21 protein-coding genes and 1 pseudogene are annotated in these 24,097 nt (G+C 64.3%); 7 read left to right on the top strand and 15 right to left on the bottom strand.

Annotation, left to right across the window (positions count from 1 at the left end):
- Positions 1-63 precede the first annotated feature (63 nt).
- On the bottom strand, positions 64-762 hold the full coding sequence (locus K3F49_RS36975) for a winged helix-turn-helix transcriptional regulator (protein WP_234685812.1): 699 nt from the start codon (positions 760-762) through the stop codon (positions 64-66).
- A 219-nt stretch (positions 763-981) separates the two neighbouring features.
- Here K3F49_RS36975 and K3F49_RS36970 point away from each other — a divergent pair, with 219 nt between their 5' ends.
- The 3 genes from K3F49_RS36970 (at position 982) to K3F49_RS36965 (ending at position 5,069) form a co-directional block, all read left to right on the top strand.
- A complete protein-coding gene (locus K3F49_RS36970) occupies positions 982-1,497 on the top strand; it encodes an SRPBCC family protein (protein WP_234685786.1) in 516 nt (171 codons plus the stop codon).
- Positions 1,498-1,769: 272 nt separating this feature from the next.
- Complete coding sequence (locus K3F49_RS39310; RefSeq protein ID WP_007600646.1) at positions 1,770-1,898, top strand: hypothetical protein; 129 nt, start codon at positions 1,770-1,772, stop codon at positions 1,896-1,898.
- A gap of 180 nt (positions 1,899-2,078) precedes the next feature.
- Positions 2,079-5,069: a tetratricopeptide repeat protein gene (locus K3F49_RS36965; protein ID WP_234685785.1), complete on the top strand. Its 2,991-nt coding sequence runs from the start codon at positions 2,079-2,081 to the stop codon at positions 5,067-5,069.
- A gap of 9 nt (positions 5,070-5,078) precedes the next feature.
- Here K3F49_RS36965 and K3F49_RS36960 read toward each other — a convergent pair whose 3' ends face one another.
- Genes K3F49_RS36960 through mdcA form a run of 3 tightly spaced genes read right to left on the bottom strand, consistent with a single transcriptional unit; the run spans position 5,079 to position 8,845 of the window.
- Positions 5,079-5,852 (bottom strand): alpha/beta fold hydrolase, encoded by a 774-nt coding sequence (locus K3F49_RS36960; RefSeq protein WP_234685784.1) that lies wholly within the window; start codon positions 5,850-5,852, stop codon positions 5,079-5,081.
- Between the two features lie 52 nt (positions 5,853-5,904).
- Positions 5,905-7,188, bottom strand: a complete 1,284-nt coding sequence (locus tag K3F49_RS36955; protein ID WP_234685783.1) for a malonyl-CoA decarboxylase — start codon at positions 7,186-7,188, stop codon at positions 5,905-5,907.
- A 10-nt stretch (positions 7,189-7,198) separates the two neighbouring features.
- Positions 7,199-8,845 (bottom strand): malonate decarboxylase subunit alpha, encoded by a 1,647-nt coding sequence (gene mdcA, locus K3F49_RS36950; RefSeq protein WP_234685782.1) that lies wholly within the window; start codon positions 8,843-8,845, stop codon positions 7,199-7,201.
- 110 nt (positions 8,846-8,955) lie between these two features.
- On the opposite strand from mdcA, the gene K3F49_RS36945 reads away from it, so the two are divergent.
- Complete coding sequence (locus tag K3F49_RS36945; RefSeq protein ID WP_234685781.1) at positions 8,956-9,816, top strand: LysR substrate-binding domain-containing protein; 861 nt, start codon at positions 8,956-8,958, stop codon at positions 9,814-9,816.
- Between the two features lie 48 nt (positions 9,817-9,864).
- Here the strand turns inward: K3F49_RS36945 and K3F49_RS36940 are convergent, their stop codons facing one another.
- The 8 genes from K3F49_RS36940 to K3F49_RS36905 all read right to left on the bottom strand — a co-directional run bounded on the left by K3F49_RS36940 (position 9,865) and on the right by K3F49_RS36905 (position 17,893).
- Complete coding sequence (locus tag K3F49_RS36940; RefSeq protein WP_234685780.1) at positions 9,865-10,662, bottom strand: adenylate/guanylate cyclase domain-containing protein; 798 nt, start codon at positions 10,660-10,662, stop codon at positions 9,865-9,867.
- Between the two features lie 140 nt (positions 10,663-10,802).
- Positions 10,803-11,918 (bottom strand): DUF2336 domain-containing protein, encoded by a 1,116-nt coding sequence (locus tag K3F49_RS36935; protein ID WP_234685779.1) that lies wholly within the window; start codon positions 11,916-11,918, stop codon positions 10,803-10,805.
- Between the two features lie 198 nt (positions 11,919-12,116).
- The gene (locus tag K3F49_RS36930) at positions 12,117-13,313 is read right to left on the bottom strand and encodes an adenylate/guanylate cyclase domain-containing protein (RefSeq protein WP_234685778.1); all 1,197 of its coding nucleotides are present in this window, start codon (positions 13,311-13,313) and stop codon (positions 12,117-12,119) included.
- A gap of 112 nt (positions 13,314-13,425) precedes the next feature.
- Complete coding sequence (locus K3F49_RS36925; protein WP_234685777.1) at positions 13,426-14,010, bottom strand: HutD/Ves family protein; 585 nt, start codon at positions 14,008-14,010, stop codon at positions 13,426-13,428.
- 154 nt (positions 14,011-14,164) lie between these two features.
- Entirely contained in the window at positions 14,165-15,319 is a 1,155-nt protein-coding gene (locus K3F49_RS36920) for an ABC transporter substrate-binding protein (protein WP_234685776.1), read from the bottom strand.
- Between the two features lie 24 nt (positions 15,320-15,343).
- The gene (locus K3F49_RS36915; protein ID WP_234685775.1) at positions 15,344-16,177 is read right to left on the bottom strand and encodes an amidohydrolase family protein; all 834 of its coding nucleotides are present in this window, start codon (positions 16,175-16,177) and stop codon (positions 15,344-15,346) included.
- A 22-nt stretch (positions 16,178-16,199) separates the two neighbouring features.
- Complete coding sequence (locus K3F49_RS36910) at positions 16,200-17,039, bottom strand: shikimate dehydrogenase (protein WP_234685774.1); 840 nt, start codon at positions 17,037-17,039, stop codon at positions 16,200-16,202.
- A 221-nt stretch (positions 17,040-17,260) separates the two neighbouring features.
- Positions 17,261-17,893 carry a VOC family protein gene (locus K3F49_RS36905; protein WP_234685773.1) on the bottom strand — a complete coding sequence of 211 codons (633 nt, stop codon included), beginning with the start codon at positions 17,891-17,893 and terminating at the stop codon, positions 17,261-17,263.
- Positions 17,894-18,046: 153 nt separating this feature from the next.
- On the opposite strand from K3F49_RS36905, the gene K3F49_RS36900 reads away from it, so the two are divergent.
- On the top strand, positions 18,047-18,859 hold the full coding sequence (locus tag K3F49_RS36900) for a class I SAM-dependent methyltransferase (protein ID WP_234685772.1): 813 nt from the start codon (positions 18,047-18,049) through the stop codon (positions 18,857-18,859).
- Between the two features lie 33 nt (positions 18,860-18,892).
- Here K3F49_RS36900 and K3F49_RS36895 read toward each other — a convergent pair whose 3' ends face one another.
- The gene (locus K3F49_RS36895; protein ID WP_234685771.1) at positions 18,893-20,446 is read right to left on the bottom strand and encodes a L,D-transpeptidase; all 1,554 of its coding nucleotides are present in this window, start codon (positions 20,444-20,446) and stop codon (positions 18,893-18,895) included.
- Positions 20,447-20,767: 321 nt separating this feature from the next.
- Between K3F49_RS36895 and K3F49_RS36890 the strand changes: the two genes are divergently transcribed.
- Together K3F49_RS36890 and K3F49_RS36885 are read left to right on the top strand one after the other, a co-directional pair.
- Entirely contained in the window at positions 20,768-20,947 is a 180-nt protein-coding gene (locus K3F49_RS36890; RefSeq protein WP_234685770.1) for a hypothetical protein, read from the top strand.
- Between the two features lie 99 nt (positions 20,948-21,046).
- Positions 21,047-21,520, top strand: a pseudogene (locus K3F49_RS36885) (substrate-binding domain-containing protein); the annotation flags it as partial.
- A gap of 53 nt (positions 21,521-21,573) precedes the next feature.
- Here the strand turns inward: K3F49_RS36885 and K3F49_RS36880 are convergent.
- Both K3F49_RS36880 and K3F49_RS36875 read right to left on the bottom strand, forming a co-directional pair.
- Positions 21,574-22,764 (bottom strand): CaiB/BaiF CoA transferase family protein, encoded by a 1,191-nt coding sequence (locus tag K3F49_RS36880; RefSeq protein ID WP_234685769.1) that lies wholly within the window; start codon positions 22,762-22,764, stop codon positions 21,574-21,576.
- A 90-nt stretch (positions 22,765-22,854) separates the two neighbouring features.
- Positions 22,855-24,066 (bottom strand): ABC transporter substrate-binding protein, encoded by a 1,212-nt coding sequence (locus K3F49_RS36875; RefSeq protein WP_234685768.1) that lies wholly within the window; start codon positions 24,064-24,066, stop codon positions 22,855-22,857.
- Between the last annotated feature and the right edge of the window lie 31 nt (positions 24,067-24,097).

Genomic DNA, 24,097 nt, shown 5'->3' with positions numbered 1-24,097 from the left:
GACAATGCACTTCGACTATCAGGGAGGTTCGGGTCACTTCCAGTTCTGGAACTGTACTTGCCCTCAACTCGCGAGCTTGCGCTCCTTCGCGAACGGGCTGAGGCCGAGCCAGGTCTGCATCGCCGATGCGATCTTGCGATCGCCGGTCAACAACATCCGCTGGCTGCCGACGGCAGCCCGTACGGTGTCGAGCCCCATCCAGATCGCCGTCATGGTGCGCAGGTCGACCGAGACAAACAGGTCGACGTCAAAACCAGGATCGACCGAGCAGAGATCGACGCCATCCTCGGGATCGACGATCAGCCACCAGGATCGCTGCGTGGCGGCAAGCTCGGGATAGACGAACTGAATCACGTTGCGCCCCTTCGGCATCGGCGACGTATTCAGGTTGCGCCGCATGTCCCACATCAGAAGCTGAACGTCGAGATGCTGCAGCGACAGGTCCGCCTCAATGCGGCGCTGTCCCCAGAGGCCGAAGGCCTCGACGATCGGCCCGAGTTCGCGCCCCGACGCGGTCAGGTGATATTCGAAGATTCCGGGATCCGACGCCGACGCCTCGCGGGCGAGGATTCCGGCAGCCTCGAGATCCCTGAGCCGCTGCGAAAGCAGAGCCGGCGACATTCGCGGCACCCCCCGACGCAGTTCATTGAAGCGAGTGGAGCCGGCGACGAGTTCGCGCAGCAAGACCACGGTCCAGCGCGTGCACAGGACCTCCGCCGCCATCGCGACCGGACAGAACTGCTTGTAGCTTCCGACGGCCATGCTTCCCTCCTGCTCGACGAAAGAGAGTCTAGCGCTGGAGTGCTCCCGCTTCCAGTTCAGTTTCTGTACCGGTCGTGATTCAGTTCCTGAACTGGTTGCCCACGATATCGGCTGGTAGTCCGTCCCCATGCCGGCTCCCGGCCCCACCGGACCTGGCTCTCTCCTGTCGTCGCTTTCGTCGACGGCGAGAGCCCCAACTCCAGATGAACAGGATTTCCAATGAGCAAACATTTGACCTCTCCGAGCCTGCGTTCGACGTTCCTGACGATGCTCGGCATCGCCCTGCTTCTGAGCAGCGGCGTCCCGCCTGCCCTCGCGGCAACAATTTCGCGCAGCGCCGATGTAAAAGCCTCCGCATCTGCAGTGTGGGCCTTGATCGGTCCGTTCTGCGCCATCAAGAACTGGCTACCGCCGGTCGGCGAATGCATCGAGGATGGCAAGGCGCCGCCGACTCGCATCCTCGTCACGAAGGACGGCAAGGCCGCCTTTGTGGAAAGGCAAACCGCGCGGAACGACGCCGAGCGCAGCTACTCCTACGCCTTTCTCGCCAGCCCGCTTCCCGTCACCAATTATGCCTCGACCATCAAGGTCACGGCCAACGCGGACGGGACGTCAACCGTAACCTGGAGCGGCTCCTATACGCCGGACCAAGGAAAAGAGACGGCTGCAACGGAAGCGCTGAACGGTGTCTACGATGCCGGTCTCTCCGAGATCAAGACGAGGCTTGCCAAGTAAGTCCACGGCCACAGTGCCGTGAATCAGAAGAGTCTGCGGGCCACGTATTTGTGGGGATTGCTGCCTGGCAGCCCGCCCTATCATGTTCAAAGCCACAACAGCGATTGCCTCCAAGAAAAGGCCCGCAGACGACATCGAATGACGGCTCACTCCGTGCCCGGCACTTGAGCGCGGCAGAGCACGTGAATAAGATTCAATTTTCCGGAGACGCCATCGATTGAAACTGGCAATGTCATCCGCGCCCGCCTGGATCCTCGCGGCAGGAGACCATCATGACCAGTGAAAAAGGCCCGAACATCAAGAAGAAGCAGAAGTGCAAAAATTGCGAGGGCAAAGGTTTGCTCAAGAAGGGCGACAAGGTGGTGAAGTGCCAGCGGTGCAAAGGCACGGGGGTGCGGTGATCTTAGTTTCGATCAGCGAGGCTGGATCCGGCCGCAGTTACGGCGTCTCCGATTCGCTTCAGTGTATTCGAACGTTCGGGCCACGCCAGCTTCGCACCAGCCTCGCACCAGAAAATGTCTCAACGGGACCCTCCGGCCGCGCTCGGTAGCCCCCTCAAGCACAGCTTTTCTGGTCCCTTCATGAACCGTCAAGAACGCCGGGCCGCGGCCAAGCAATCGCAGAAGATCGCGCCGCAAAATCTGGCGGCCGCCAAGAGTCTGGAGGCTGCGAAACAGGGCCAGGCGCTGTTCAATCTCGGTCGGTACGCCGAAGCGCTGGACTGTTTCAACGCATTCGCGAAGCTCAATCCGAATGTCGCGCCGCTGTATCAGACGCGCGGGCTTTGCCTGCAGCGGCTGGGCCGGTTGGAGGAGGCGCGGGCCGATTTCGAGCGATCGATTGCGCTGAACCCCACCGAGGCAGAGACACACAAGAACCTCGGCACGCTGCATTCGCGATCTGGCCGCATGGAGCAGGCCTTCGCGAGCTTCGATCGCGCGCTTGCGCTGCGTCCGACTTTCTCCGCAGCGCTCAACGAAAAGGCACGCGCGCTGTGGAGCGTGCAATTGCTGGACGACGCCTTCGCGGCCTTTCACCAATCGCTGGCGCTCGAGCCCGGCAATGCCGACACGATCTGGAATCTCGCGCTGCTGCAGATGCTGACCGGAGATTTCGAGCGGGGCCTGCCGGGGCGCGAAGCGCGCTGGAAGGCATCGTCTCTCGGCCTCGCCGATCGCGGATTCTCCCAAGCCCTTTGGCTGCGAGACCAGCCGCTCGAAGGCAAGACCATCCTGCTTCATGCCGACGAGGCCCTGGGCGACTCGATTCAGTTTGCGCGCTATGTGCCCTTCGTGGCCGCGCTCGGCGCCCAGGTCATCCTGGAGGTCAAGCCTGCGGTTCGGCAGCTTCTGGCCGGTGTACCGGGCGTTGCACATTGTGTCGACCGATCGTCTGTGACGTCGATGGCGTTCGACCTGCACTGTCCGCTTGGCAGCCTGCCGCTGGCGTTCCGGACGCGGCTCGACACAATCCCGTTCGCGCAAGGTTTTCTTCCTGCGCCTGCGGCGGAGCGCGTGACAGCGTGGGAGAACAGGCTTGGTCCCCGCACGCGCTTTCGCGTCGGCCTGGTCTGGTCGGGGGATCCCGGCCACAACAACGATCACAACCGGTCGATATCACTGCGCGCGCTTGCGCCGCTGCTGGATTGCGACGTCCAGTTCGTTTCCTTGCAAAAGGGCATCAGGGATCAGGACCGTGCTTTCCTTCGCGAACGCGAGGACATTCTCGACCTGACGGAGCAGCTCACCGATTTCAGCGAGACGGCGGCGCTGGTTGCCGCTCTCGATCTGGTGATCTCGGTCGACACCAGCGTCGTGCACCTCGCAGGCGCGCTTGGCACGCCGGTCTGGACGATGTTGCCCTTCAACCCGGATTGGCGCTGGTTGCTCAACCGCGACGACAGCCCATGGTATTCGTCCATGCGGCTGTTCCGGCAACACAGGCGAGACGACTGGGCCAGCGTCGTGGACAACGTTCGCCGCGAGCTGGAGGCGCTGGTGTCCGCATGGCGGCCTGACACACCGCCGCACCGAAGCGAGGCCTTGCCCCTCATGCGAGAGGATGCGCTCGTCTCGAATTATCTCGGCCATCAGCTCTGGCAACTCGAGCGCACGGACGAGGCTCTGCTGCACTTCCAGCAGGCGCTGCAACTCAGTCCGCAATATGTCGAGGCCGCGGAGAATTGCGGCCGGCTGCTGCTCGACCTCGGCCGCCACGCGGAAGCCCTGGACTGCCTGGACGCGGCCGAGAGATTGAATCCGGATTCCGCAAGCCTGTATCGGATCCGCGGCATTTGCCTCCAGGAGATGAACCGGCTCGCGGAGGCGGAGGAAGATTTCGCGAGGTCCATTGCGCTGGACGCGCGCGCGGCGGAAACGCACAACAATCTCGGCCTGCTGCATTGGAAGCTTGGCCGGACCGATCAGGCCTTTGCGAGCATCGATCGCGCGGTGGCACTTCGTCCGGATTTTGCCGCAGCGCTTGCCAACAAGGCCTGGATGTTGCTTGATCTGCAGTTGCTGGATCAGGCGTCCGCGGCGTTTCGCAGATCGCTCGCGATCGATCCGAACCGTGCGTCGACGATTTTCAGTTTCGCGCTGCTTCAGCTGCTGACCGGAGATTTCGAGCGTGGCTGGGCGGGACGCGAGGCCCGCTGGAAAGCGTCGTCTCTCCGTCTCGCCGATCCCGGCTTTGCCCAACCGCTTTGGCGCGGCGAGCAACCGATCGAAGGCAAGACCATTTTGCTGTATTGCGACGAGGGATTGGGCGACTCCCTTCAGTTTGCACGTTACGTGCCGATGGTGGCCGCGCTCGGGGCTCGCGTCATTCTGGGGGTGCGGCCGCCGATCCAGCAGCTTTTGGCCGGGATCCCCGGCGTCGCGGAATGCACCAGCCGGGAAGCTGCGGCGTCGCTCGCGTTCGACCTGCACTGCCCGCTTGGCAGCCTCCCGCTGGCGTTCAAGACGCGGCTCAATACGATCCCGTTCCCGGAAGGCTTCCTTCCCGCGCCGGCGGCAGAGCGCGTGACGGCGTGGCAAGACCGTCTTGAAGACCGGCTCGGTCCCCGCAATCGCTTCCGCGTCGGTCTGGTCTGGTCGGGGGATCCGGGTCACAAGAACGACCATAACCGGTCGATCGCGCTGCGCGCGCTTGCGCCGCTGCTGGATTGCGACGTCCAGTTCGTCTCCCTGCAAAAGGGTGTCCGGGACCAGGACCGCGCCTTCCTCGACGAGCGCAAGGACGTCCTCGATCTCTCGGACCATCTGACGGATTTCAGCGACACCGCGGCCCTGGTGTCCTGTCTCGACCTGGTGATCTCGGTCGATACCAGCGTCGTTCATCTCGCCGGTGGGCTCGGCGCACCGGTCTGGACGATGCTGCCCTTCAACCCGGATTGGCGCTGGCTACTCAATCGCGACGACAGCCCGTGGTATTCGTCGATGAAGCTGTTCAGGCAGCCGGAGCGAGGCGACTGGGCCAGTGTCGTGGACAGTGTTCGCCTCGAACTCGAGGGCCAGGTTTCCGCACGACGGCAGGGGCAGAAGCCGTCTTCGCTTCTGCCTGCCGAGTGATCGTCACGCTTATTGTCCCGCCGCCTCGAGAATGAGGCCCGCGATCTCTTCGGGATGCGAGATCAGCGCGAGATGGCTCGCCTTGACCTCTATCGTCTTGGCGCCCATGCGCTTGGCCATGAAGCGCTCGAGGTCGGGATTGATGGTGCGGTCTTCGGTCGAGACGGCGTAATAGCTCGGCTTCGATCGCCAGGCGGCATTGGCGGTCTTGCCCGCCAGCAGCGCCTTGTGGAACGGCTCCTGCACCGCGTAGAGCACCTTGGCTTTCGCTGCCGGCAGGTCGCCGGCGAAGTCGCGCAGGAAGGCTTCCTCGGAGAGGCGGCCCTCATCGCCGTCGAAGACGATTCCCGCGCTCGCCGGCGGCGTCGGATAGGTCTTTGCAAGCGCCGTGTAATCCTCGCCCGCGTCGGGCGCGCGTGCCGCGACATAGACCAGCGCGGATACGTTCGGATGCACGCCGGCCTCGGTCACGATCATGCCGGAGAAGGAATGGCCGACCAGGACCGTCGGACCGTCCTGCCGCGCCAGCACCCGCTCGGCGGATGCGACGGCTTCGGGTAGCGTCGTCAGCGGATTCTGCACCGCTGTGACGTTGAGCCCGGCCGCCTGCAGGCGCGGGATCACCTCCGACCAGCAGGAGCCGTCGGCAAACAGGCCGTGCACCAGCACGACGTTGCGCGCTTTGGGGGGCGCGGCGATGGCCGCAGACGCGCGTGTCGACATCAGCGAAGCCGTCGCACCGGCGGCGAGGATGGTGGCAAAGGTGCGTCTGCTCATGGTCATGGCTTATCTCCTGGTTGAGGTGTCGTGGATCTGAATGCGGTCGCGCGAGGGCTCAATGGGTTTGCAGCAGGGCATCGACGTCGGGCGACCGGACGATGGCGCCGTCGCGGGCAAAGACTTCGTGGTTGGCCTCGATACTGTCGTGGTCATAAAGATAGTTGACCATGATGCTGAAGGATTCCCCGATCCCACGAATAGTTGTGTTGCCGAGCCAGTTGATGCGCTCGAGCCGCGCGCCGTTGCCAAGGTGAAACCGTGCCACCGGATCGATGCGGTTTCCCCCTGATGCCGGTCGCGTCAGATAGGTTGCACACCACCGCATCAGGACCGGGTGCAGTGCTTCGCTCTGCCGGGAATCGTTCCACCAGCCGTCTTGCGCCAGCGCAGCCGCCATTGCTCCGGCGGACGCGCCGGCTCCAGCAAGCTCGGCCGTGAGCCAACGCCGGAAGCCCGGGATCGGCGACAGCGTCGAGAAGCGCTTGAGCTGCGGAAATTCGGCCCTCAGTTCCTCGACAACCTGCTTGATCAGGAAATTGCCGAACGACACGCCGCGCAGGCCCTCCTGGCAGTTGGAAATCGAATAGAAGATCGCCGTGTCCGCGCCTGCCGCCTGCGCACGCGCGACCTCTTCGTCCACATTCTGCGCCAGCAGCGGCGGCATGGACGCCGCCAGCCCCTGCACCAGCGCAACCTCGACGAAGATCAAGGGTTCGCCGGGGAGTGCCGGATGAAAAAAAGCGAAGCAGCGGCGGTCCGGCGCAAGCCGGCGCCGCAGATCGTCCCAGCCCTTGATCTCGTGCACCGCCTCATAGGCGATCAGCTTCTCCAGCACGGCGGCCGGCGATTGCCAGTCGATCCGGCGCAATTCGAGGAAGCCGCGGTTGAACCACGACGAAAACAGGTGCTTGAGGTCGGCATCGAGCAGCTTCAAGACCGGTTCGTCGCGAAGCCGCGCGCCGATCTCGCTGCGCATCGCGATCAACGCGGCGGTCCCGCCGGGCGCCATGTTCATCCGCCGCAGCAGTTCCTGGCGCGGCGGATCGGCGGCCTGCGCCAGCGCAGCCGCGGATTTGGCCGTCGCCTCCACGAGGTAGCGTTCCGCCGCGGCACGCAGCACCGCTGCGTCGGGCTGAAATCCGGTTGCCAGATGACGCTGGAAGCCGAGCCGGTCGTCGGCATCGAGCGCGCGCATCACGTCATGCAGTTCGCGCGCGACGAGAGCGCCGGCGGCTTCGCCGCGCTCCGACAACAGCGCCGCAGCGAGTTGCCTGGCGTGGTCGAGCCGGGCCGACGTCGCGTCGTGGGCGGTGCCCGGGGTTTCGGTGGTCGGGGTCATGGTCATCTCCTCATGCAGCATGGGTCGCGGCCGGCTTGCGGAATTTGGCCGGCGGCACGTAGAGCCCGCCCGAGGCCGTCACCAGATCGTCGATCGTCCGTGCGGCGAGCAGGTCGCGCGTCGCGCTCCGGACGTCGATGCCGAGATCGGACGGAAGCATCACGATGCCGCGGCGGCGCAGGTCCTCACTCGCCTCCGGCGACCGCCGTCGGCCGAATTCGGTGTCACCAGCAACCGCACGCAACGCTGCCTCGCGCTCCGCGGGAAGCCGGCAGCGCAGCAAATTGGCGACGCCTCTCTCCGTGATGACGTGCGTGACGTCGTCGCCATAGACCATGATGGGCGGTCGCGCGAAGCCGGCAGAAGCAGCGAGGTCGAACGCGTCCAGCCGCTCGACAAAGCTCGGCGCGCCGTTCGGCTGCTGCGTCTGCACCATCTGCACGACGAGCTTGCGTCCGCGTAAGGGATCGCCGGCCTCCTCGCCGGCGCGGAGCCAGGTCGGGCTATCGTGGCGGCGACCACGCGCATCGGCGCCCATGTTCGGCGCGCCGCCGAAGCCGGTGATCCGTCCCTTGGTGGCCGTCGAGCTGTTGCCCTGCGGATCGATCTGCAGCGTCGCGCCGACGAACATGTCGCAGGCATATTGCCCGGCGACCTGCGCCAGCGCACGGTTCGATCGCAGATTGCCGTCGGCACCGACCGGAAACACATGCGCGCGCTGTGCGACATAGCGCTCCATGCCGAGCTCCGAGCCGAAGCAATAGACATTGTCGACGAAGCCGGCCTCCACGGCGGGGATCAGAGTCGGATGCGGGTTGAGCACGAAGTGGCTGGCGACCTTGCCCTTCAGGCCGCGCGCAGCCGCGTAGGTCGGCAGGATCAGCTCGATCGCGGCGGTGGCGTAGCCGATGCCGTGGTTCAATCGCTGCACCTGGTACGGCTCGTAGACGGCGGCAATCGCCATCATCGCCATCAGCACGTTCTCGTCCCGCACCTTGGCGGGATCGCGCGTGAACAGCGGCTCGATGGCGTAGGGTTTGGGAGCGGGAACCACGAAATCGACCCAGTCACCGGGGATGTCGACCCGCGGCAGCCGATCGACGATCTCGTTGACCTGCACCACGACGATGCCGCCCCGGAAGGCCGCGGCTTCGGCAATCGTCGGCGTGTCCTCGGTATTGGGACCGGTGTAGAGGTTGCCATCGCGATCGGCCTTGTCGGCGACGATCAGTGCCACGCGCGGCGTGAGGTCGACCAGCATCCGGGCGTAAAGCTCGAGATAGGTATGGATCGCGCCGACCTTGACGGTGCCGTTCGTCACCAGTTCGGCAAGCTTGCGGCTCTGCGGTCCGGCGAAGGCGAAATCGAGCCGGTTCGCGATGCCGCGCTCGAACACGGCGAGATGGTCGGGCAGCGCCAGCACCGACTGCACCATGTGCAGATCGTGCAGGCGCGTAGGGTCCGCATTCGCGAGCGCTGCAGCAAGGAAATCGGCCTGCTTCTGGTTGTCGCCCTCGATGGTGACGCGGTCGCCCGGCACCACGACCGCCTCGATCAACGCCGTCGCCCGATCCGGCGGGCAGACCTTTCCGTCCGCGAGCTTTGCGGCCCGCGCCAACCGCGCCGTACGATCCGTTCCCTGTGACCTCACTGACATGTTCGACCTCCGTCGCTGACTGCTGCTTTCGCAACGGAAGGTAGGGGCGGCTAATTGATTACAGAAACGATATTTTGTAATATGATTGATCGTTAAACTGGATCAATTGAATGCTCGACTTCGAACTGTTGCGCGCCTTCGTCGCAGTCGCCGATTGCGGTGGTTTCCATCGCGCCGCCGAGCAGCTGCATTTGACGCAGTCGACCGTCAGTCAGCAGATCAAGCGGCTGGAGCAGGAAACCAAGCGCCCGCTGTTCCGGCGCACGACCCGCAGCGTCGCGCTGACCGACGACGGCGAGATGCTGCTCGGCGATGCCCGCCGCCTGCTGCAGCTCGAGGAGGCTGCGCGCCATCGCCTGACGACGCCACGCTTGTCCGGCATGGTGCGCCTCGGCGTGGTCGAGGAAATCGCCGGCGGCTCGCTGCCGTCGGCACTCGGTCGTTTCGCGGCGCTGCATCCCGGCGTGAAGCTCGAGGTGCAGATCGGGGTCAGCGCGGAATTGATCGCGCAACTCGACGCAGGCCGGCTCGACGTCGTGTTCGCCAAGCGCCCGCTCGGCACCTCGCGCGGTCGGCTGGTGTGGCGCGAGCCGCTGGTCTGGGTGGCAGCCGAGAGCTTCGATCTCGTTCCCGGCACAACATTGCCGCTCGCGCTTTATCGCGAGAAGTCAGTCTCGCGCGAGGCGGCGCTTGCTGCGCTCGACCGAAGCGATCTGATCTGGGACATCGTCTATACAAGTCCCAGCCTGACGGGCGTGCGCGCGGCTTCGCTTGCGGGCCTTGCGATCACGCCACTTCCAATGAGTGCAGTCGTCGCAGGCCTTCGCGTTCTCGGATTGGAAGAAGGGCTGCCTCGTCTGCCAGACCTTGAATTCGCGATCTATGAAAGGGCGCGCCCCGAAAAGGCTGCAGCGGCACTCGCCGCAGCTCTCGTGGCGCTCGGACAATCGCCGGCACGCCCGACGATTTGAGAAAGCACAATCCCGCGTCGCGCTGACGGCCATGAGAACAGGTGCGCCTCAACCTTCCACCCGATACAGCCGCCACCGCGCCGGCACGCCCTTGAGCTGGTGGCTGCCGTGATCCCTGAGACGGATCTGAGACTGCGTCGCGAGCAAATCCTTCACCGCACGCGAGACCAGGACTTCGCCGGCCCGCGCCTTGGCGGCGACGCGGGTGCAGATGTGGAAGGCGAGACCAACCATCTCGCCGCCGCTGATCGTGTATTCGCCGGCGTGCAGGCCCACCCTGATATCGAGGCCGAGCGTGCGCACGGCCTTTTGAATCGCGGTCGCGCAAGTGATGCCGGCGGCTGGCGCCTTGAAGGTCGCGAGCACGCCGTCACCGGTCGTCACGACCTCCTTGCCGTGCGAGGACTTCAGCTCCTTGCGGACCGCCGCGTAATAAAGGCCCATCACCTTGGTCCAGCGCGCATCGCCGAGCTTTGCGGCTTTGGCCGTGGAGCCGACGATGTCGACGATCAGGATCGTCGCGAGCGCCTGCTTGAGCTCGGCACCGCCATTGGCGGATTTCCGCCGGGTCGCGATGGCGCCTGGAAGCGGCTCGTAGTCATGGCTGCGTCGCCGCGCGATCGCGGATTTGGTGTAGTCCTGGGCGCGCTGGGCCGTGCCGCAGCGGATGGTTTTCTCCTGCGGCAGGTGCGTCCAGTAAACCTTGCGGCCGTTGCCGGCGCCCTGGACCTCCACGGCGCCCCATTTCAGGAACACGGTAGAGCCGACCCGCCGCACACACCACGCCTTTGACGTGTATCCTGACACATTCGACTGGTGCAGGCCGATGCGAAGAAATTTGGGCATGAGTTTGCGGTCGACGGAAAGGCCGGTTGAGATGGCCGGGATCGAACGTACTTGTACATTGCCGCATTGGCAACGGGGCTCCCGCGACGCGCCCCTGTCTTCCAAACGCAAACCGGAATCAGGTTCGCAGGAAAAACGCTCTACGTCATGCGACGAGACGGTCGAGATGAGCCGCCGAACGCTTCTTCTTTTCGCGTTCGATAGATTGTGACGACCTCGCGGCACGCCATGACGTTCAGCCGGAAGAAATTGAGATTCAATCGCTCCAGCTCACCGGCAGTTATGCGGTAGTTGGCCGCTCCCAGGAACAGCAAGGCCATCGTTGTGTGCCAGGAAAAATCGAGAGACTTGGCCAGGATCAACGCCGGTTCGCGATCTTTCTCGATCAGTGCCCGTTCCGCAACGTCGATCGGCAGCTGACAGAGCAATGATAGCGCCACAGCGGTCTCGTTGAACTTGAGAGAATGAGCAAGCTCGAAGACCTTGTCTTCCGTCAGCTCGCCTCTCTCGTGCAGCTTCGCCACCGTGCGTTTCGCCGTAAAATAATCCTTCGATGTCGGGCCAAACCGGGCATGAATGGCCCCGGTGATGTCGACGACGACGTTATGGATCTGGGTTTCAATATCCGGACGTTCCTTCTGAAGCTTCTGCCGCACCTCCTCCGAGGCTTTGGCGATCAACTGGTGGAACAGGTGCCGGGGAATGTCCTTCCGAAGCCCCACCGATTCGGCGAGAATGGAATCGCCTTCCGACCGCCGCACCAAATGGAGAAATCCGGAATTGGAAAAACTCGCGCCTGCATTCGATGCCACCGAGGTGACGACCTCAGGAGACCCCCGCACCACCAGCACATCGGTCACTGCTGCAGGCACCGCCGGTCGCCTGGAAATTGCGAGCAAATGCTGCTGGCTCTTGCTTTTGGCGCAGGCGATCAGCGTCTCTGTGTCAAGCCGCTCCGACTGACTGAGGACAGGCCAGGCCACATCGATGCAGTCGTCGCTGGCCATCTGCCGCGTCAGAGTATAAGGCGCGTTTGGGCTGCAAGAGAGCTTACCCGCCAGCTTCGCCCGCGCACCGACCTCGATTTCCTGCGCAAGCCGGCCGATGACCTCGCCGAAGGTCCGGATCTGCTCCTCGGAGTAGGTACCGGCAATCAGAACATCGGCGGCATGCCATAGCGCCCGAAGACAACTCTCGGGATTTCCTTTCGCAACCGCCTCGTCCAACTCCGCCAGAAAAGACGCAGTGACAGCCATGAACGTGCTCGCAGCTCTGAAATGATCAAATGGCAAGAATAATCGTGACGAAACGACGCGATCAGATCACTCCGCGCTTCAACGCGGAGTAAACCAGTCCCTGTCTCGTGGAGCTGAGCTTAAAGTACGCCTAATCGGATAGATCAAATTCGAAGCAATGCGGGGACTTTGTCCGGCTCGTGTTGCCGGGCATCGGCCTCAGCCCTCGAACGCGAACAGCTCGATCGGCTCGCTGAAACCGCGCACGGCATGCTTGCCGACCCGCTCGAGCTCGAACTCCGGCGGCACCAGCTCGGCAAAATCGCGCGACAGCAGCACCGGCTTGCCGACCTGCTTGGTGAGCGCCTCCAGCCGCGACGCCATATTGACCGCGGGCCCGATCACGGTGAAGTCGAGCCGGCTGGCCGAGCCGATATTGCCGTACATGACGTCGCCGACATGGACGCCGATGCCGTAGTTCAGCGGCGCGCGGCCCGTGCCGTTGTTCCGTTCGTTCAGCGCCACCATGGCCTGACGGGCCTCGGTCACCGCGCGCAGCAGATTGGCGCAGGCATTGGGTTCATGAAGCGGAAAGATGGCGAGCAGGCCGTCGCCGATGAATTTCAGGATCTCGCCGCCATGCCGCGCGATCGGCTCGGACATCGCGTCGAAATAATCGTTGAGGAGATCGATGACGTCGTCGCGCGGCCAATTGTCGGAGATCTTCGTGAAATCGCGCAAGTCGCAGATCATGATCGCGGCGCGCACCGTCGTGCCGGTGCCGCGTCGGGTGGCGCCGGCGAGGATCAGCTCGCCGGCATGGGCGCCGACATAGGTTTCCAGTAGCGTTCGCGCCAGGCGATTCTTGATGCGGATCTCGCTGACCAGCGCCAGCACCGGCAACACTTTCTTCAGCGCGACGACATGGGCGTCGTCGAAGCCACCGGGACGGTCGGTCGAGAACGTGACGAGATGGCGCTTGCCGAGGGTGTGATAAAGTGGCCAGGCCACATAATCGGTCAGGCCCTTGCCCCGCATCTCGTCATAGAGCGCGTGCTTGCGGCCGAGCGCGGGATCCCGTTCGAGATTCTCGCGCACTTCGGTTGCACCGTCGAACATTTCGTTGGCGGGGCTGCCGATATATTCGGACCGCTCCCTGACATCGAAATCGACCCGCGCGATCTCGGCCTCGCGCATGCCGTCGGACCACATGAAACGAGCCCCCAGCCATTGCGGGTGCTGGATCATGACGTGAAGCGTCGACCGCTTGAGCGGGATGCCGGCCTGTTGGAGCCGAATGCACATCTCGGCAAAGATGTTGTCGATGAAGCGCTGGTCGCGCGTGCCGTTGGTCAGCCAGTCGACGACGGCGTCGCTGCCGGAATGGATCAATTCTTCGTTTCGCGGCGCGCTCATCATCTGCCTCTGGACGACGGTCTTTGGTCCCGGACATATCGTGTTTCGGCGTGGCCGCGTCAACCTAGCCAGTTGCACGGATTGTGCGCATCGCTCCTGGCGGGATCGCCGTTCAGGCGACGATTTTGATCGACCCCAGCACGGCGAGCCCGGAAACGAGCGCGAGCGTGGTGACGGCGGTCAATTCGACCTTCAACGTACTTTCGTGCGAAATCGCAAAATCCTCACCGCCGAGACGGATGCGGCAGTCGCCGCGCGCCGCGTAGAGCAAATGCGTTCCCGCGGGCAATGACCGCTCACCGGGCACCTTAAGCGCCACAAGCTCGATCTCCGCCGCACCGCGCCGCGCCATCAGATTGACGACCTCGACCGGGCCGGCCTCGAGCTCGGTCACGATCTCCATTTCGCCGATGAAGCGCACGGTCGTGAACGGCTCGCGCTCGTCGAACTCCTGCCCCGGGGCTTTCAGCACCAGCCCACGCCCGCCGATCACCATCTGCAAGCGGTCGATGCCGGCCATGTGGGAGAACGGCCCGGGCTCCACGATCGGCGTGGAGGCGAAGCGCCACAGCAGGCTGTCCCAGTCCTTCACCGCCGCATCGGTGCGATGCGCATCCGCGATATCGGTAAAGATGCCGCCGCCGTTCCTCCAGGGCGAGCGGGTGTAGTCTTCGGATTTCAGCAGCGTGGTTTTCATGTGTACGAGCGTCCGGTGGAGCGTGTGACCGAGATCGTCATCATGCGCGTGACGGATCGGCTTTGCCACCGGTGTGAATAACGATCTGGCAAACGGCAGGCAATGCCGTCGTCCTGGCTTTCCGGCAGGACGACGATGGGGGATAGAGCCCCCCTCACTCCGCCTTGCCGCCGTTCAGCTTCGGCAGCGTCTCGACGATCTTCTGCTTGCCGTCAAGGATCTCGGCCAAGAAACTGGCGCGGTCGATGTCGCCGTTCTCATCCCAGCTTGCCTCCATCAGCATGCCTGGCGCCTTGTCGGGCGCCAGCGTCAGGCCCTTCATCGCCGCGCCAAACGCCTTGCTGTCGAACTTGCCGATTTTCTCGGTGACGTATTTGACGAGATAGACCGCGGTGTAGCCCTTGATGCCGTTGTGGTCGGGCAGATATTTGAAGCGCGCGGAGAACTTCTTGGCAAACTCCTCGATCGCCGGCACCGGCGCGTCCGCACTGAGACCGACATGGCCGCGCACGCCGTTGGCGGCGGGGCCGGCGAGCTCGACCACTTTCTGGCTGAGCAGCGTGGTCTCGCCGAACAGCGGCGTCGAGAGGCCCTGCCGCTTGGCTTCGATCAGGAAGCGCGCGCTCTCCTCCTCGTTAGTGTAGACGAAGACGGCGTCGGCCTTGGCGCTCTTGAGCTTGATGACGTCGGAGCCGAAATCGACCTGGCCCTGCTCGGTGGAGATATCGGCCGCGAGCTCGATGTTGCGCGTCTTCGTCTCCTTCACGAAATTGTCGTGGCCACCCTTGCCGAAATCATTGTTGACCCAGACCACCGCGACGCTCTTCACCTTGAGCTTGTCGTGCAGATAGTTGGCGATCTTCGGCATGGAGAATTGCTGGCCGAAGGCGGTACGGAACACCCAGGGGTTGCCCTGCGTCGTGATGTCGGCGGCCTCGGCCCCGACGATCTGCGGGATCTCGGCCTGTTGGGTCAGCGCCATGTTGACCTTGACCGAGCCGGAATAGATCGGCCCGAGCACGACATAGGGATCCTTGTCCAAGACCTTCTGCACCTGCGCGCGAGAGATGCCGGGGTTGCTCTGGGTGTCCAGATGCTCGGTCTGGATCTTGCGACCCAGAATGCCGCCGGCGGCGTTGATCTCGTCGACCGCGAGCGCGACGCCGTCGCGCCAATTGGTGCCGGAGACCGCACCGGGGCCGGAGAGCTCGATGACATCAGGGATGTAGACCGTGCTCTGCGCGCGGGCCGCGCCGGTCGTGAGCGATGCCGCCAACGCAATGACGAGCGTTCCTGCAAGATGTCTCATGATGTCCTCCCCTTTGCCTTCTTTTTATGACGCGTCGAGGCCGAGCAGTTTCGCCGGCGTTCGCCACAGCAGGCCATGCCGGTCACCCGGATCCGGAAACAGCTTTGTCAGCACGCTGAGCAGCGGCCCGTAGTCGAGCCGCTCAGGCGCGCGCAGGAACGGATAGTCGGAGCCCCAGACGCAACGATCGAGCGTGAAGGCCTCGACGAGCGCGGCGATGAAGGGCCAGGTGTCCTCATAGGGATGCGACTGTTGCGAAAACTTGTAATAGCCGGAGAGCTTGATATGCGCGTCGCGTTCGCGGCCGATCGCGAGCAGCGCCTGGAAGGCCTTGCCCTTCACGCCTTGCGCGACCGACGGCCGGCCGCAATGGTCGAACACCAGGCGCACGTTTGATTTTTCGATCAGCGGCAGCAGAGCGAGCAGTTGGTCGTGCTCGACCTGGATCTGCAGAAACAGGCCGAGGCTTGCGATCTTCTCCAGCAGCGGCGCGGTGTTGCGATAATAATCGGCGCCGTGGAATGGCACATTGAAGGCAACACCGATCACGCCGGCGGCCTTCAATCGTTCGAGCTCCTTGATGTCGACGTCGTTCTCGACGACGGCGACGCCCCTGAAGCGGCCGCTGCTCTGCTTCAGCGTGTCGAGCAGGATGCGGCTGTCGCTGCCGTAGCCGGTGTTGGTCGCGACCACGAGCGCGTGGCGGACATCGAAGGCGTCGAACACGCGGATGAGCTGCGCGGCCGGCGCGATCTCCTGCCCGCTCGGTCGATACGGCGTATCTGCGCCGTACGGAAAACGAACGGGATCGAGCGCGTGGATATGGCAGTCGATCTTGGGGCCCGCCGGCAAGGTCATGGCGCAAAGCTCCCTGCGCGGTTCAGAACGTGGCCTCGATGGCCTTGATCAGCTCGGGCGTCACATCCGGCATCACGCCGAACCAGGCCTTGAAGGCGATCCGGGCCTGGTTGAGCAACAGGCCGAGCCCGTTCACTGTGACGCAGCCACGCGCGCGGGCATCAGCCAGAAATGGCGTCTCGAGCGGCGTGTAGATGAGATCGGCGGTGAGCGTTGAGGGCTTCAGCCGCGACAGGTCGATCTCGAGCGCGCTCTTGCCGACCATGCCGCGATCGGTGCAGTTGACGAGCAGTGCGACATCACTGAGCGCCGCGGCGCGATCGTCCCACGGAACGGTGCTGACAACGGAGCCGAATTCGGTCGCGATCGCCTGCGCCTTCTCCGCCGTGCGATTGGCGATGCGGATCTCGCGCGCACCGTTCTCCAGCAGCGCCACGACCACCGCGCGCGAGGCGCCGCCGGCGCCGAGCAGCAGGGTCGGGCCGGCATCGCCGCGCCAGTCGGCCTTGGCGTCGCGCAGGCTCTGCACAAAACCATTGCCGTCATTGTTGAAGCCGGACAGCGTGCCGTCCGCCTCGACGACGATGGTGTTGACGGCGCCGATGCGCCTGGCGGTCTCGTTGACGCGGTCGAGCATCGGCATCGCGGTCTGCTTGTGCGGCATGGTGACGTTGCAACCGCGGAACCCGAGCGCGATCAGCCCGTCCAGCGCATCCTCGAGCCGCTCCGGTTTCACCGCGAGCGGGACATAGGAGCCGCGGATGCCGTGCGCCTTCAGCCAGTAATTGTGGATGACCGGCGAGCGCGAATGCGCGACCGGCATGCCAATGACCCCCGCCAGCCCAAAACCATCCCGCGACATGCTGCGCTTCCCGTCCCGAATTGCGCCCTTCGGCGAGCGACCATGTTATTTGGTCATTTGTCCAAGACAATTAGAGGGAATGGCTAGTGGATGCAATGTAATTTGGGGGTTGCCATGCCCCCCACCGACGTCATCCTCGTCCGGCAGGAATAACAGCACGTCGTAGGCCATCTCCCGGGCGGCGGCCGATCCGAGGTCGGTGGCGCGAGATCGTAACGACCTTACGTCAGCATCCGGTCGCCAGACGGCGTCCGGATCAACACCTTCAGTGAAGGCGTCGTAGCGGTCCGGAATCTGATCCTGGGATCGTCGAGATACTCTTTCAGCGACGACTGGATCGCGCTCGCCTCGGGATGCATGACTTCCAGTTCGACCAGCGAGCAGCCGAGATCGGGCAGACGTGACGCAGGGTGCACGCCTTGCGGCCATTGGATCAGCGTCGGGAATGCGCCGTCGAACGGCATGGATCCGTCGGGCGGGACGGAGATCAGCCATGCGAGCTCGCCGCGCGTCACCGTAATCGCGGGGCGCGCCGCATCCGGCATCGCCGCCAGCGACGCCGCGATATCCGACGTGCGCGCGACCCAGACCATCAGCTTCGGCGAACGCGCAAGCTCATCGCGCGTTCGCGGGTCGTCCAATGCGAACCAGCGCGGCCGGCCCGTCGTGGCCGCGGGATCCGGCGCAATGACCTCGAGGAACAGGGCCTCTCCCAGGCGCAAAAACGTGTTGTGCGTCGCCATCAGCGGATGTGCACCGCCGCCGGACATCGGCACGCCGAGCGCCTGCTCCACATAGGCGACGCCCTCGGCAAGGTTTTTCGCGGCGACTGTAATGTGATCCAGAAAAAGCATGGTCCGGCCGGATGATCATTGAGCTGAGCCCGATTGTGCCACCGGCATAGAGCGACATGGAAGGGCTTTCATCCGCCGATCGGACGAGGAAATTCCGTGCCGGTCGATCCGTGCTATCCTGCCTGGGACAGACCAACCCTCAGCGAGGCAAGCATGTCCAGCACTGACAAGGTATTCGCAGGCTCGGTCCCAAAGCTCTACGACGAATATCTGGTTCCGCTGATCTTCTCGGTCTATGCCGACGACCTTGCCAGGCGCATCGCCGCGCTGTCGCCCTCGGACCTGCTTGAGATCGCTGCCGGCACCGGCGCCGTCACGCGGGCGGTGGCGGCGCTGCTGCCCGCCGGTGTCCGCTATGTCGCGACCGACCTCAACGACCCCATGCTCGCGGTGGCGAAGCAGCGTCACGGGGAAGACCCGCGCATGACCTGGCGTCAGGCCGATGCGCTGACGCTGCCCTTCGACGACGCTGCTTTCGACGTCGTCTGCTGCCAGTTCGGCGCCATGTTCTTTCCGGATCGCAGCAAGGGTTATGCGGAAGCGAAGCGGGTGCTGAAGCCTGATGGCACGTACCTGTTCAGTGTCTGGGACCGTATCGAGGACAATGTGTTCGCGGACGACGCAACCATCACGCTGGGCAAGATGTTTCCCGACAATCCGCCGCTGTTCATGGCGCGGACGCCGCACGGCTATCACGACAAGGCCGTCATCAAGGCCGATCTCGAACGCGCGGGCTTCAAGGACGTATCGATCGAGACGCTGACAGCGATGAGCCGCGGGCCCACGGCGGAATATGTCGCGATCGCCTACTGCCAGGGAACGCCGCTGCGCGGCGAGATCGAAGCCAGAGATGCGAGCAAGCTCGATGCCGCGACAGATGCCGTCGCCGAGGCGATCCGAAAACGCCACGGCTCCGGGCCAGTCGAGGCGAAGATTCAAGCCCTGGTGATCACGGCCCGGCCGTAGTGGCGTGAGCCGCTACGGCCGGCGGCCCGCGCCTTACCAAAAGCTCCGCTGCATCGGCTGGGTCGATTGATAGTACTGGTACTGTCCACCGCGCCGGCGAGGATTGACCGGTTGCGGGACGGGATCGCGCTGCCCAAAAAAGAAGAAGTTATTGCCGCCCCAGCCATCGTCACTGGCCATTTCCACCGGCGGCGCGGTCGGCTTGCGGGTGATGAAGCCGCCTTGCGGATGGTTGCTCAGGACCGCGACGAACTCGGTGCGATAGTTGGTCTCGGCGCTCAGGGGCTCGTCCGAGATGATGATCGATGAGCGCGGCAATGCGGTCGGCGCGATGCGATCCCACACCTCCTGCGGGATGGTGATGCGGTCAAGCGCGTCCTTGGCACTGTCGCCGTCGTCGATGGAGACGACGCTCCAGCGCAAGCCCGTGTCGGTTTTCGCCATCGCCGTGAAAATGTGCGTGCCGAGCGGTTGGTCGGGATTACGGATGGTGACGGGAACCTCGATGCTGGTGTCGAACACCTCGCCACCGCCATCCGGCGCCGGCTTGTGGGTGTTGCGCCGAACATAGAGCTTCTGCGTCGACCGGCTGATGTAGACGGAGACCGGCTCGAGCGCGAGCCTGGCGTCGGTCGCAGCCTTCAAGGCCTCAACCTTCTTGGCCGCGGCGACCTTGGAGGCCTCCTTGGTGGCGGCAACGGCGTCGCGCTTCGGCTGCGCGGCAGCCTTGGCGGCGTCCAACTGGGTCGCGGCATCCGCGGCCTTGGTCGCGGCCTTCTGCTTCAACTCGTCGGCCTTCGCCCTGGCCTGGTCGGTCTTGGCATTCGCCACCAGCTTGTCAGCATAGGCATTCTCGGCGTCGGCGCGGGCCTTTTGCTGCTCGAGCTTGCGCAGCGATGCCGGGAGCGATTGGGCCTCCTTCGCTGCTGCCGCGGCAGCCTTCTTGGCGTCATCAGCCGCGTTCTTGGCCTCCTCCGCTTCGGCGGAGAGCTTATCGGCACGCGCGGGAACCGCCGCAATGGCTTCCCTGCTCGGCACGAACAGCGAGGGATGCGAGAAATCGACCGGGGCGGCATCGTTCGGCGAGATGATCACCCGCATGCCGATATTGGTCTTGTCGAACAGGCCCTCGGCAAAGTTGAAGGGCATGCGCACGCAGCCGTGCGAGGCCGCGTAGCCAGGCAGCGGCCCGCCATGCAGTGCGATGCCGTTCCAGGTGATGCGCTGCATGTTCGGCATCCAGGCATCGTCATACATGGTCGAATGGTGGTCCTTGTCCTTCTCGACGACGGCGAAGACGCCGGCCGGCGTCTCGCGTCCGGTCGTGCCGGTCGAGACCGGCGCGCGCAGGATCCAGCCCTCGGAATCGTAGAACGTGACCTGCTGGCTCTTGATCGACACGATCGCCATGATCGGTTCGCCGGCTTCGCGCTGTGCCACCGCCTCTGCGGTCTGGCGCGGCTGCTTGGCGGCAAGGGCTACGCTCGGGACGGCCAGCGCGACCGCCGCCGCGAACATCACGATTCCGGGAGCCCCCCAACGCCGCATCACTCCATTGGATTGCGCCGTCGTCAGTCGGTCTTTCATGCCATTCCCCGGTTGCCTGTCCGCACTGCGTCGATCATCGATCAGATTGCGATCTTTGGATTAAGAAATCGCAGCCACCATCTGTTCCGTTTCCGGCGATATTCGGTCCGTTCCGGCGACGAAACTCTCATATACGACGGTCGGTGCCGGCGGAAGGGTGGTCCGCGGCCGGAGCTGGCCTGGGGCTGGCCGGCACGCGCTGCGGCAGAATGTCCACCGGTAGCGGCGAGGATGGGATGTGACCGGAATCACAGAGAATTGCGCCAAGCCGCGGCAATATCAGCCGTAATCTCGACAAGCAGCGTATCGGAGGATGAACGGGTGTCCTCGGCTCTTTCACAGCTTGCCGCGGTCGTGGCCGGACTGGCGCTCGTCACCACCGGCTTCATCCTTTATCCCGAAAACTTTACGCGGGGCCTGGCGAAAGGCCTGACCGTCTCGGTCTCGCTGGCCGTGCTCGCGGCGGTGCTGATCAGCGTCGCCCGCAATCTCGGTTCTTGAGTCGTTTTGTGCCGGGCGCGCTGCTAGTTTCGGCACGACGTTTGGTCGAACTATCTCTCCAAGGTCAGCCCGCAATGGAAGGCCGCCGTCGGCGAAGGCACTGCGGTCGAATGGCCGGTCGGCGTCGGCGGACGCGGCAATGACGGCGTAGCCTCGCTTGTCGGCCTCGTGCCCGGCGCGATCGGTTACCTCGAATATGCCTACGCGCTGCAACGGCTCGACAAGATCTCGTTCGGCGTGGTGCAGAACAGCGCCGGCAATTTCGTCGTCCCCGACGCCGCGTCGTTCCAGGCGGCGGCTTCGAGCGCGGATTGGACGGCGGACAGGGATTTCCATCTCGTCCTCACCAACGCGCCGGGCGAGGATGCCTATCCGATCACGGCCACGACGTTCGTGGTGATGCCGAAGCAGCCGAAGTCGCCGGAACGGTCGGCTGCCGCCATCAACTTCGTACGCTGGTCATTGAGAGCGGCAAGACGCAGGCTGAAACGCTCAATTATGTTCCGCTGCCGCGGGCCCTGGTCGAGCAGGTCGAACTGTACTGGCAGCAGAGCTTTGGACCGGCGACTGTGACGGCGTCGGCCGGCAGCAAGCGGTAACGCCCAAAGGCGGTCGGCGCGTCCGCGTCAAGGCGCGCCAACTGCCTTGTTCGCAACGAGCGTCTCGATCTCCTCGTCGCTTAGACCCGCTTCGCGCAACACCTCACGTGAATGCTCGCCAAGGCGCGGCGCCATGCGGTGGATGCCGGCCGGGCTTTCGGAGAATTTTGTCGCGGGACGTGCCTGCCGGATGCGGCCTTCCGTGGGGTGATCGATATCCGCGAACAGTCCGACAGCAGCGAGGTGCGGCTGGTCGCCGATCTCGGTGAGTCGGGCAAACGCGGTGTGCGGCACGTCCAGTCGCAGCAGCAATTCCTCCCACTCCGCCGTGGTGCGGGTCGGCCCGATCTCACTCATGCGGTCGTAGATCTTGTCGATGTTTTGTGAGCGCAGCACGGGATCGCGCACGCCGAGCTCGTCGCTCAATTCAGGGCGGCCGACGGCCTCGAAGAAGGTGCACCAATTGTCGCCCGAATAAGGCAGCATCGTCAGCCAGCCGTCCCTGGTCTTCACTGGACGCCGGTTCTTCATGCGCTTGTAGCCGGTCGGGCCGATCGGCGGATCGAAGGCGTGTCCGCCCAGCATCTCGATGCTGTTGAAGCCCGCGATCGTCTCCAGCATCGGCACTTCGACCATCTGGCCCTGACCGGTGCGCTCGCGCCTGAACAAGGCTGCCGACACCGCACCGACCATCGCCATGGCGCAGATCTTGTCGCCGATCAGGCTCGGGACGAATTCCGGCTTCTCGTCAGACCCGATCGATGACGCGAGGCCCGACGCCGCCTGGATGATCTCGTCAAAGGCGGGCCGCGCCGCCCACGGACCGTCCTGGCCGAAGCCGGTGGCCGCCGCGTAGATCAGCCGCGGGTTGAGCTTGGCGCAGTCTCCGTAGCCGAAGCCGAGCCGCGCCATCGCGGCGGGGCGCACATTGGTGACGAGCGCGTCGACCGTCGGGATCAGCTTGGTCAGCGCCGCCTTGCCGTCCGGATGCTTCAAATCGAGCGCGAGGCTGCGCTTGTTGCGGTTGACCGCCATGAACTGGCCGCTCATGCCGCGGTTCCGGAACACGCCGGTGTAGCGCCAGGTGTCGCCCGATGGCGGCTCGACCTTGATGACGTCGGCGCCCCAGTCGCCGAGCATCTGCGCGGCATAGGGTCCGAACAACACGCTCGTCAGATCGAGAACACGGATACCGCTGAGGGGGCCGGTTGGTGCCATCGTCACTTCACTGTGGTTGGAGGAAGCATTCACGGGCTGGCACAGGCGGGCAAGATCAGCGCCCTGCCCGCCCGTCACGATGCATCGAGACTACTCGCCGAGAACGTCGCCGAACAGCTCCCAGGATTTTCCGTTGAACCGCGCCATCTGCAGCTGGCGGATCGGCGTGACCTGCTCGGCCGAGGTGTTGAGCCTGATGCCGGGCAGCAGCATCGGCAGCTCGACGTCCTTGAAGGACTGCGCCTGCTTCATCAGGTTCGTACGCGTAAGGTCGTTGCCGGCACGCTGCAGCACCATCTCCATCATCTGCGCCATGGTGTAGCCGGTGACGTTGAAGATGTCGGCGGGGTCCGCGCCGGAATTATAGGTCTTCATCCATTCGCGCCAGGCTTTCATGCCGGAATCGTTCTCCCAGCGCGGATCGCCGGGATCCTTCAGGAAGGCGCCGGTGACGATGCCGACGGAATTCTCGAGCCCGGCAGGCGCCAGCACGGAGCCCACGGAATTGGAGACGGCGGGAACGATGATCTGCGGCTTCCAGCCGAGCTCGGCGACCTTCTTGATCGCTTGCGCCGCGAATTTCGGCGTGCACTCGTTGAAGAGAACGTCGGCGCCGGCGGCCTTGAACTTGACGATCTGGGAATCGACCGTCGCGTCCGTCGTCTCGTATACGGCTTCCGACACGATCTGGTTGACGTGCTCGCCGAGCCCTTCCTTGAAGCCGGCGAGATAATCGCGCCCGGGATCCTCGTTCGGCGTGATCACCGCGATCTTGGCGTCGGGCTTGTTCGCCAGAATCCACTTGGCGTAGATTCGCCCTTCGGTCCTGTAAGTCGGCTGCGAACCGGTGGTCCAGGGAAAATGCTGCGGATCGTTCCAGCGGCTGGCGCCGCTCGACGGGAACAGCTGCGGGACCTTCTTGACGTTGAGATATTTTTGCGCGGCGATGTTCGGGCCGGTGCCGAGCATCGAGAACATCGCCAGGACTTCGTCGCTCTCGACGAGCCGGCGCGTCTGCTCGACCGTCTTCGCCGGAGAATAGGCGTCGTCCATGCTGAGAAGATCGACCTTGCGGCCGTTGATGCCGCCCTTCTCGTTGAGCATCTTGAAATAGGCGATCTCGGCGCGGCCGATCGCGGAATAAGCCGAGGCCGGTCCCGAATAGGGCATGGTCTGGCCGAGCTTGATGCCCGTGTCGGTCGCACCGGTATCGTAATTTCCAGCCATTGCGACGGAAGCGGTGCCCAGGGCGCCAAGCAGAGCGACGGCTCCGCGGATGAACTTGAATGTGTGGCCGGGCATGCGCGGCATCTCCTTCCCTGGCAGAGTGCAT

This window comes from Bradyrhizobium monzae (assembly GCF_021458635.1).
In the GTDB taxonomy this organism is placed as follows: Bacteria; Pseudomonadota; Alphaproteobacteria; order Rhizobiales; family Xanthobacteraceae; genus Bradyrhizobium.
This window is presented reverse-complemented; position numbering and strand designations above follow the sequence as displayed.

Coding starts and splice junctions, on each gene's coding strand:
- K3F49_RS36975 (WP_234685812.1), bottom strand. CDS start 762: ATGGCCGTCGGAAGCTACAAGCAGTTCTGTCCGGTCGCGATGGCGGCG.
- K3F49_RS36970 (WP_234685786.1), top strand. CDS start 982: ATGAGCAAACATTTGACCTCTCCGAGCCTGCGTTCGACGTTCCTGACG.
- K3F49_RS39310 (WP_007600646.1), top strand. CDS start 1,770: ATGACCAGTGAAAAAGGCCCGAACATCAAGAAGAAGCAGAAGTGCAAA.
- K3F49_RS36965 (WP_234685785.1), top strand. CDS start 2,079: ATGAACCGTCAAGAACGCCGGGCCGCGGCCAAGCAATCGCAGAAGATC.
- K3F49_RS36960 (WP_234685784.1), bottom strand. CDS start 5,852: ATGACCATGAGCAGACGCACCTTTGCCACCATCCTCGCCGCCGGTGCG.
- K3F49_RS36955 (WP_234685783.1), bottom strand. CDS start 7,188: ATGACCCCGACCACCGAAACCCCGGGCACCGCCCACGACGCGACGTCG.
- mdcA (WP_234685782.1), bottom strand. CDS start 8,845: ATGTCAGTGAGGTCACAGGGAACGGATCGTACGGCGCGGTTGGCGCGG.
- K3F49_RS36945 (WP_234685781.1), top strand. CDS start 8,956: ATGCTCGACTTCGAACTGTTGCGCGCCTTCGTCGCAGTCGCCGATTGC.
- K3F49_RS36940 (WP_234685780.1), bottom strand. CDS start 10,662: ATGCCCAAATTTCTTCGCATCGGCCTGCACCAGTCGAATGTGTCAGGA.
- K3F49_RS36935 (WP_234685779.1), bottom strand. CDS start 11,918: ATGGCTGTCACTGCGTCTTTTCTGGCGGAGTTGGACGAGGCGGTTGCG.
- K3F49_RS36930 (WP_234685778.1), bottom strand. CDS start 13,313: ATGAGCGCGCCGCGAAACGAAGAATTGATCCATTCCGGCAGCGACGCC.
- K3F49_RS36925 (WP_234685777.1), bottom strand. CDS start 14,010: ATGAAAACCACGCTGCTGAAATCCGAAGACTACACCCGCTCGCCCTGG.
- K3F49_RS36920 (WP_234685776.1), bottom strand. CDS start 15,319: ATGAGACATCTTGCAGGAACGCTCGTCATTGCGTTGGCGGCATCGCTC.
- K3F49_RS36915 (WP_234685775.1), bottom strand. CDS start 16,177: ATGACCTTGCCGGCGGGCCCCAAGATCGACTGCCATATCCACGCGCTC.
- K3F49_RS36910 (WP_234685774.1), bottom strand. CDS start 17,039: ATGTCGCGGGATGGTTTTGGGCTGGCGGGGGTCATTGGCATGCCGGTC.
- K3F49_RS36905 (WP_234685773.1), bottom strand. CDS start 17,893: ATGCTTTTTCTGGATCACATTACAGTCGCCGCGAAAAACCTTGCCGAG.
- K3F49_RS36900 (WP_234685772.1), top strand. CDS start 18,047: ATGTCCAGCACTGACAAGGTATTCGCAGGCTCGGTCCCAAAGCTCTAC.
- K3F49_RS36895 (WP_234685771.1), bottom strand. CDS start 20,446: ATGAAAGACCGACTGACGACGGCGCAATCCAATGGAGTGATGCGGCGT.
- K3F49_RS36880 (WP_234685769.1), bottom strand. CDS start 22,764: ATGGCACCAACCGGCCCCCTCAGCGGTATCCGTGTTCTCGATCTGACG.
- K3F49_RS36875 (WP_234685768.1), bottom strand. CDS start 24,066: ATGCCCGGCCACACATTCAAGTTCATCCGCGGAGCCGTCGCTCTGCTT.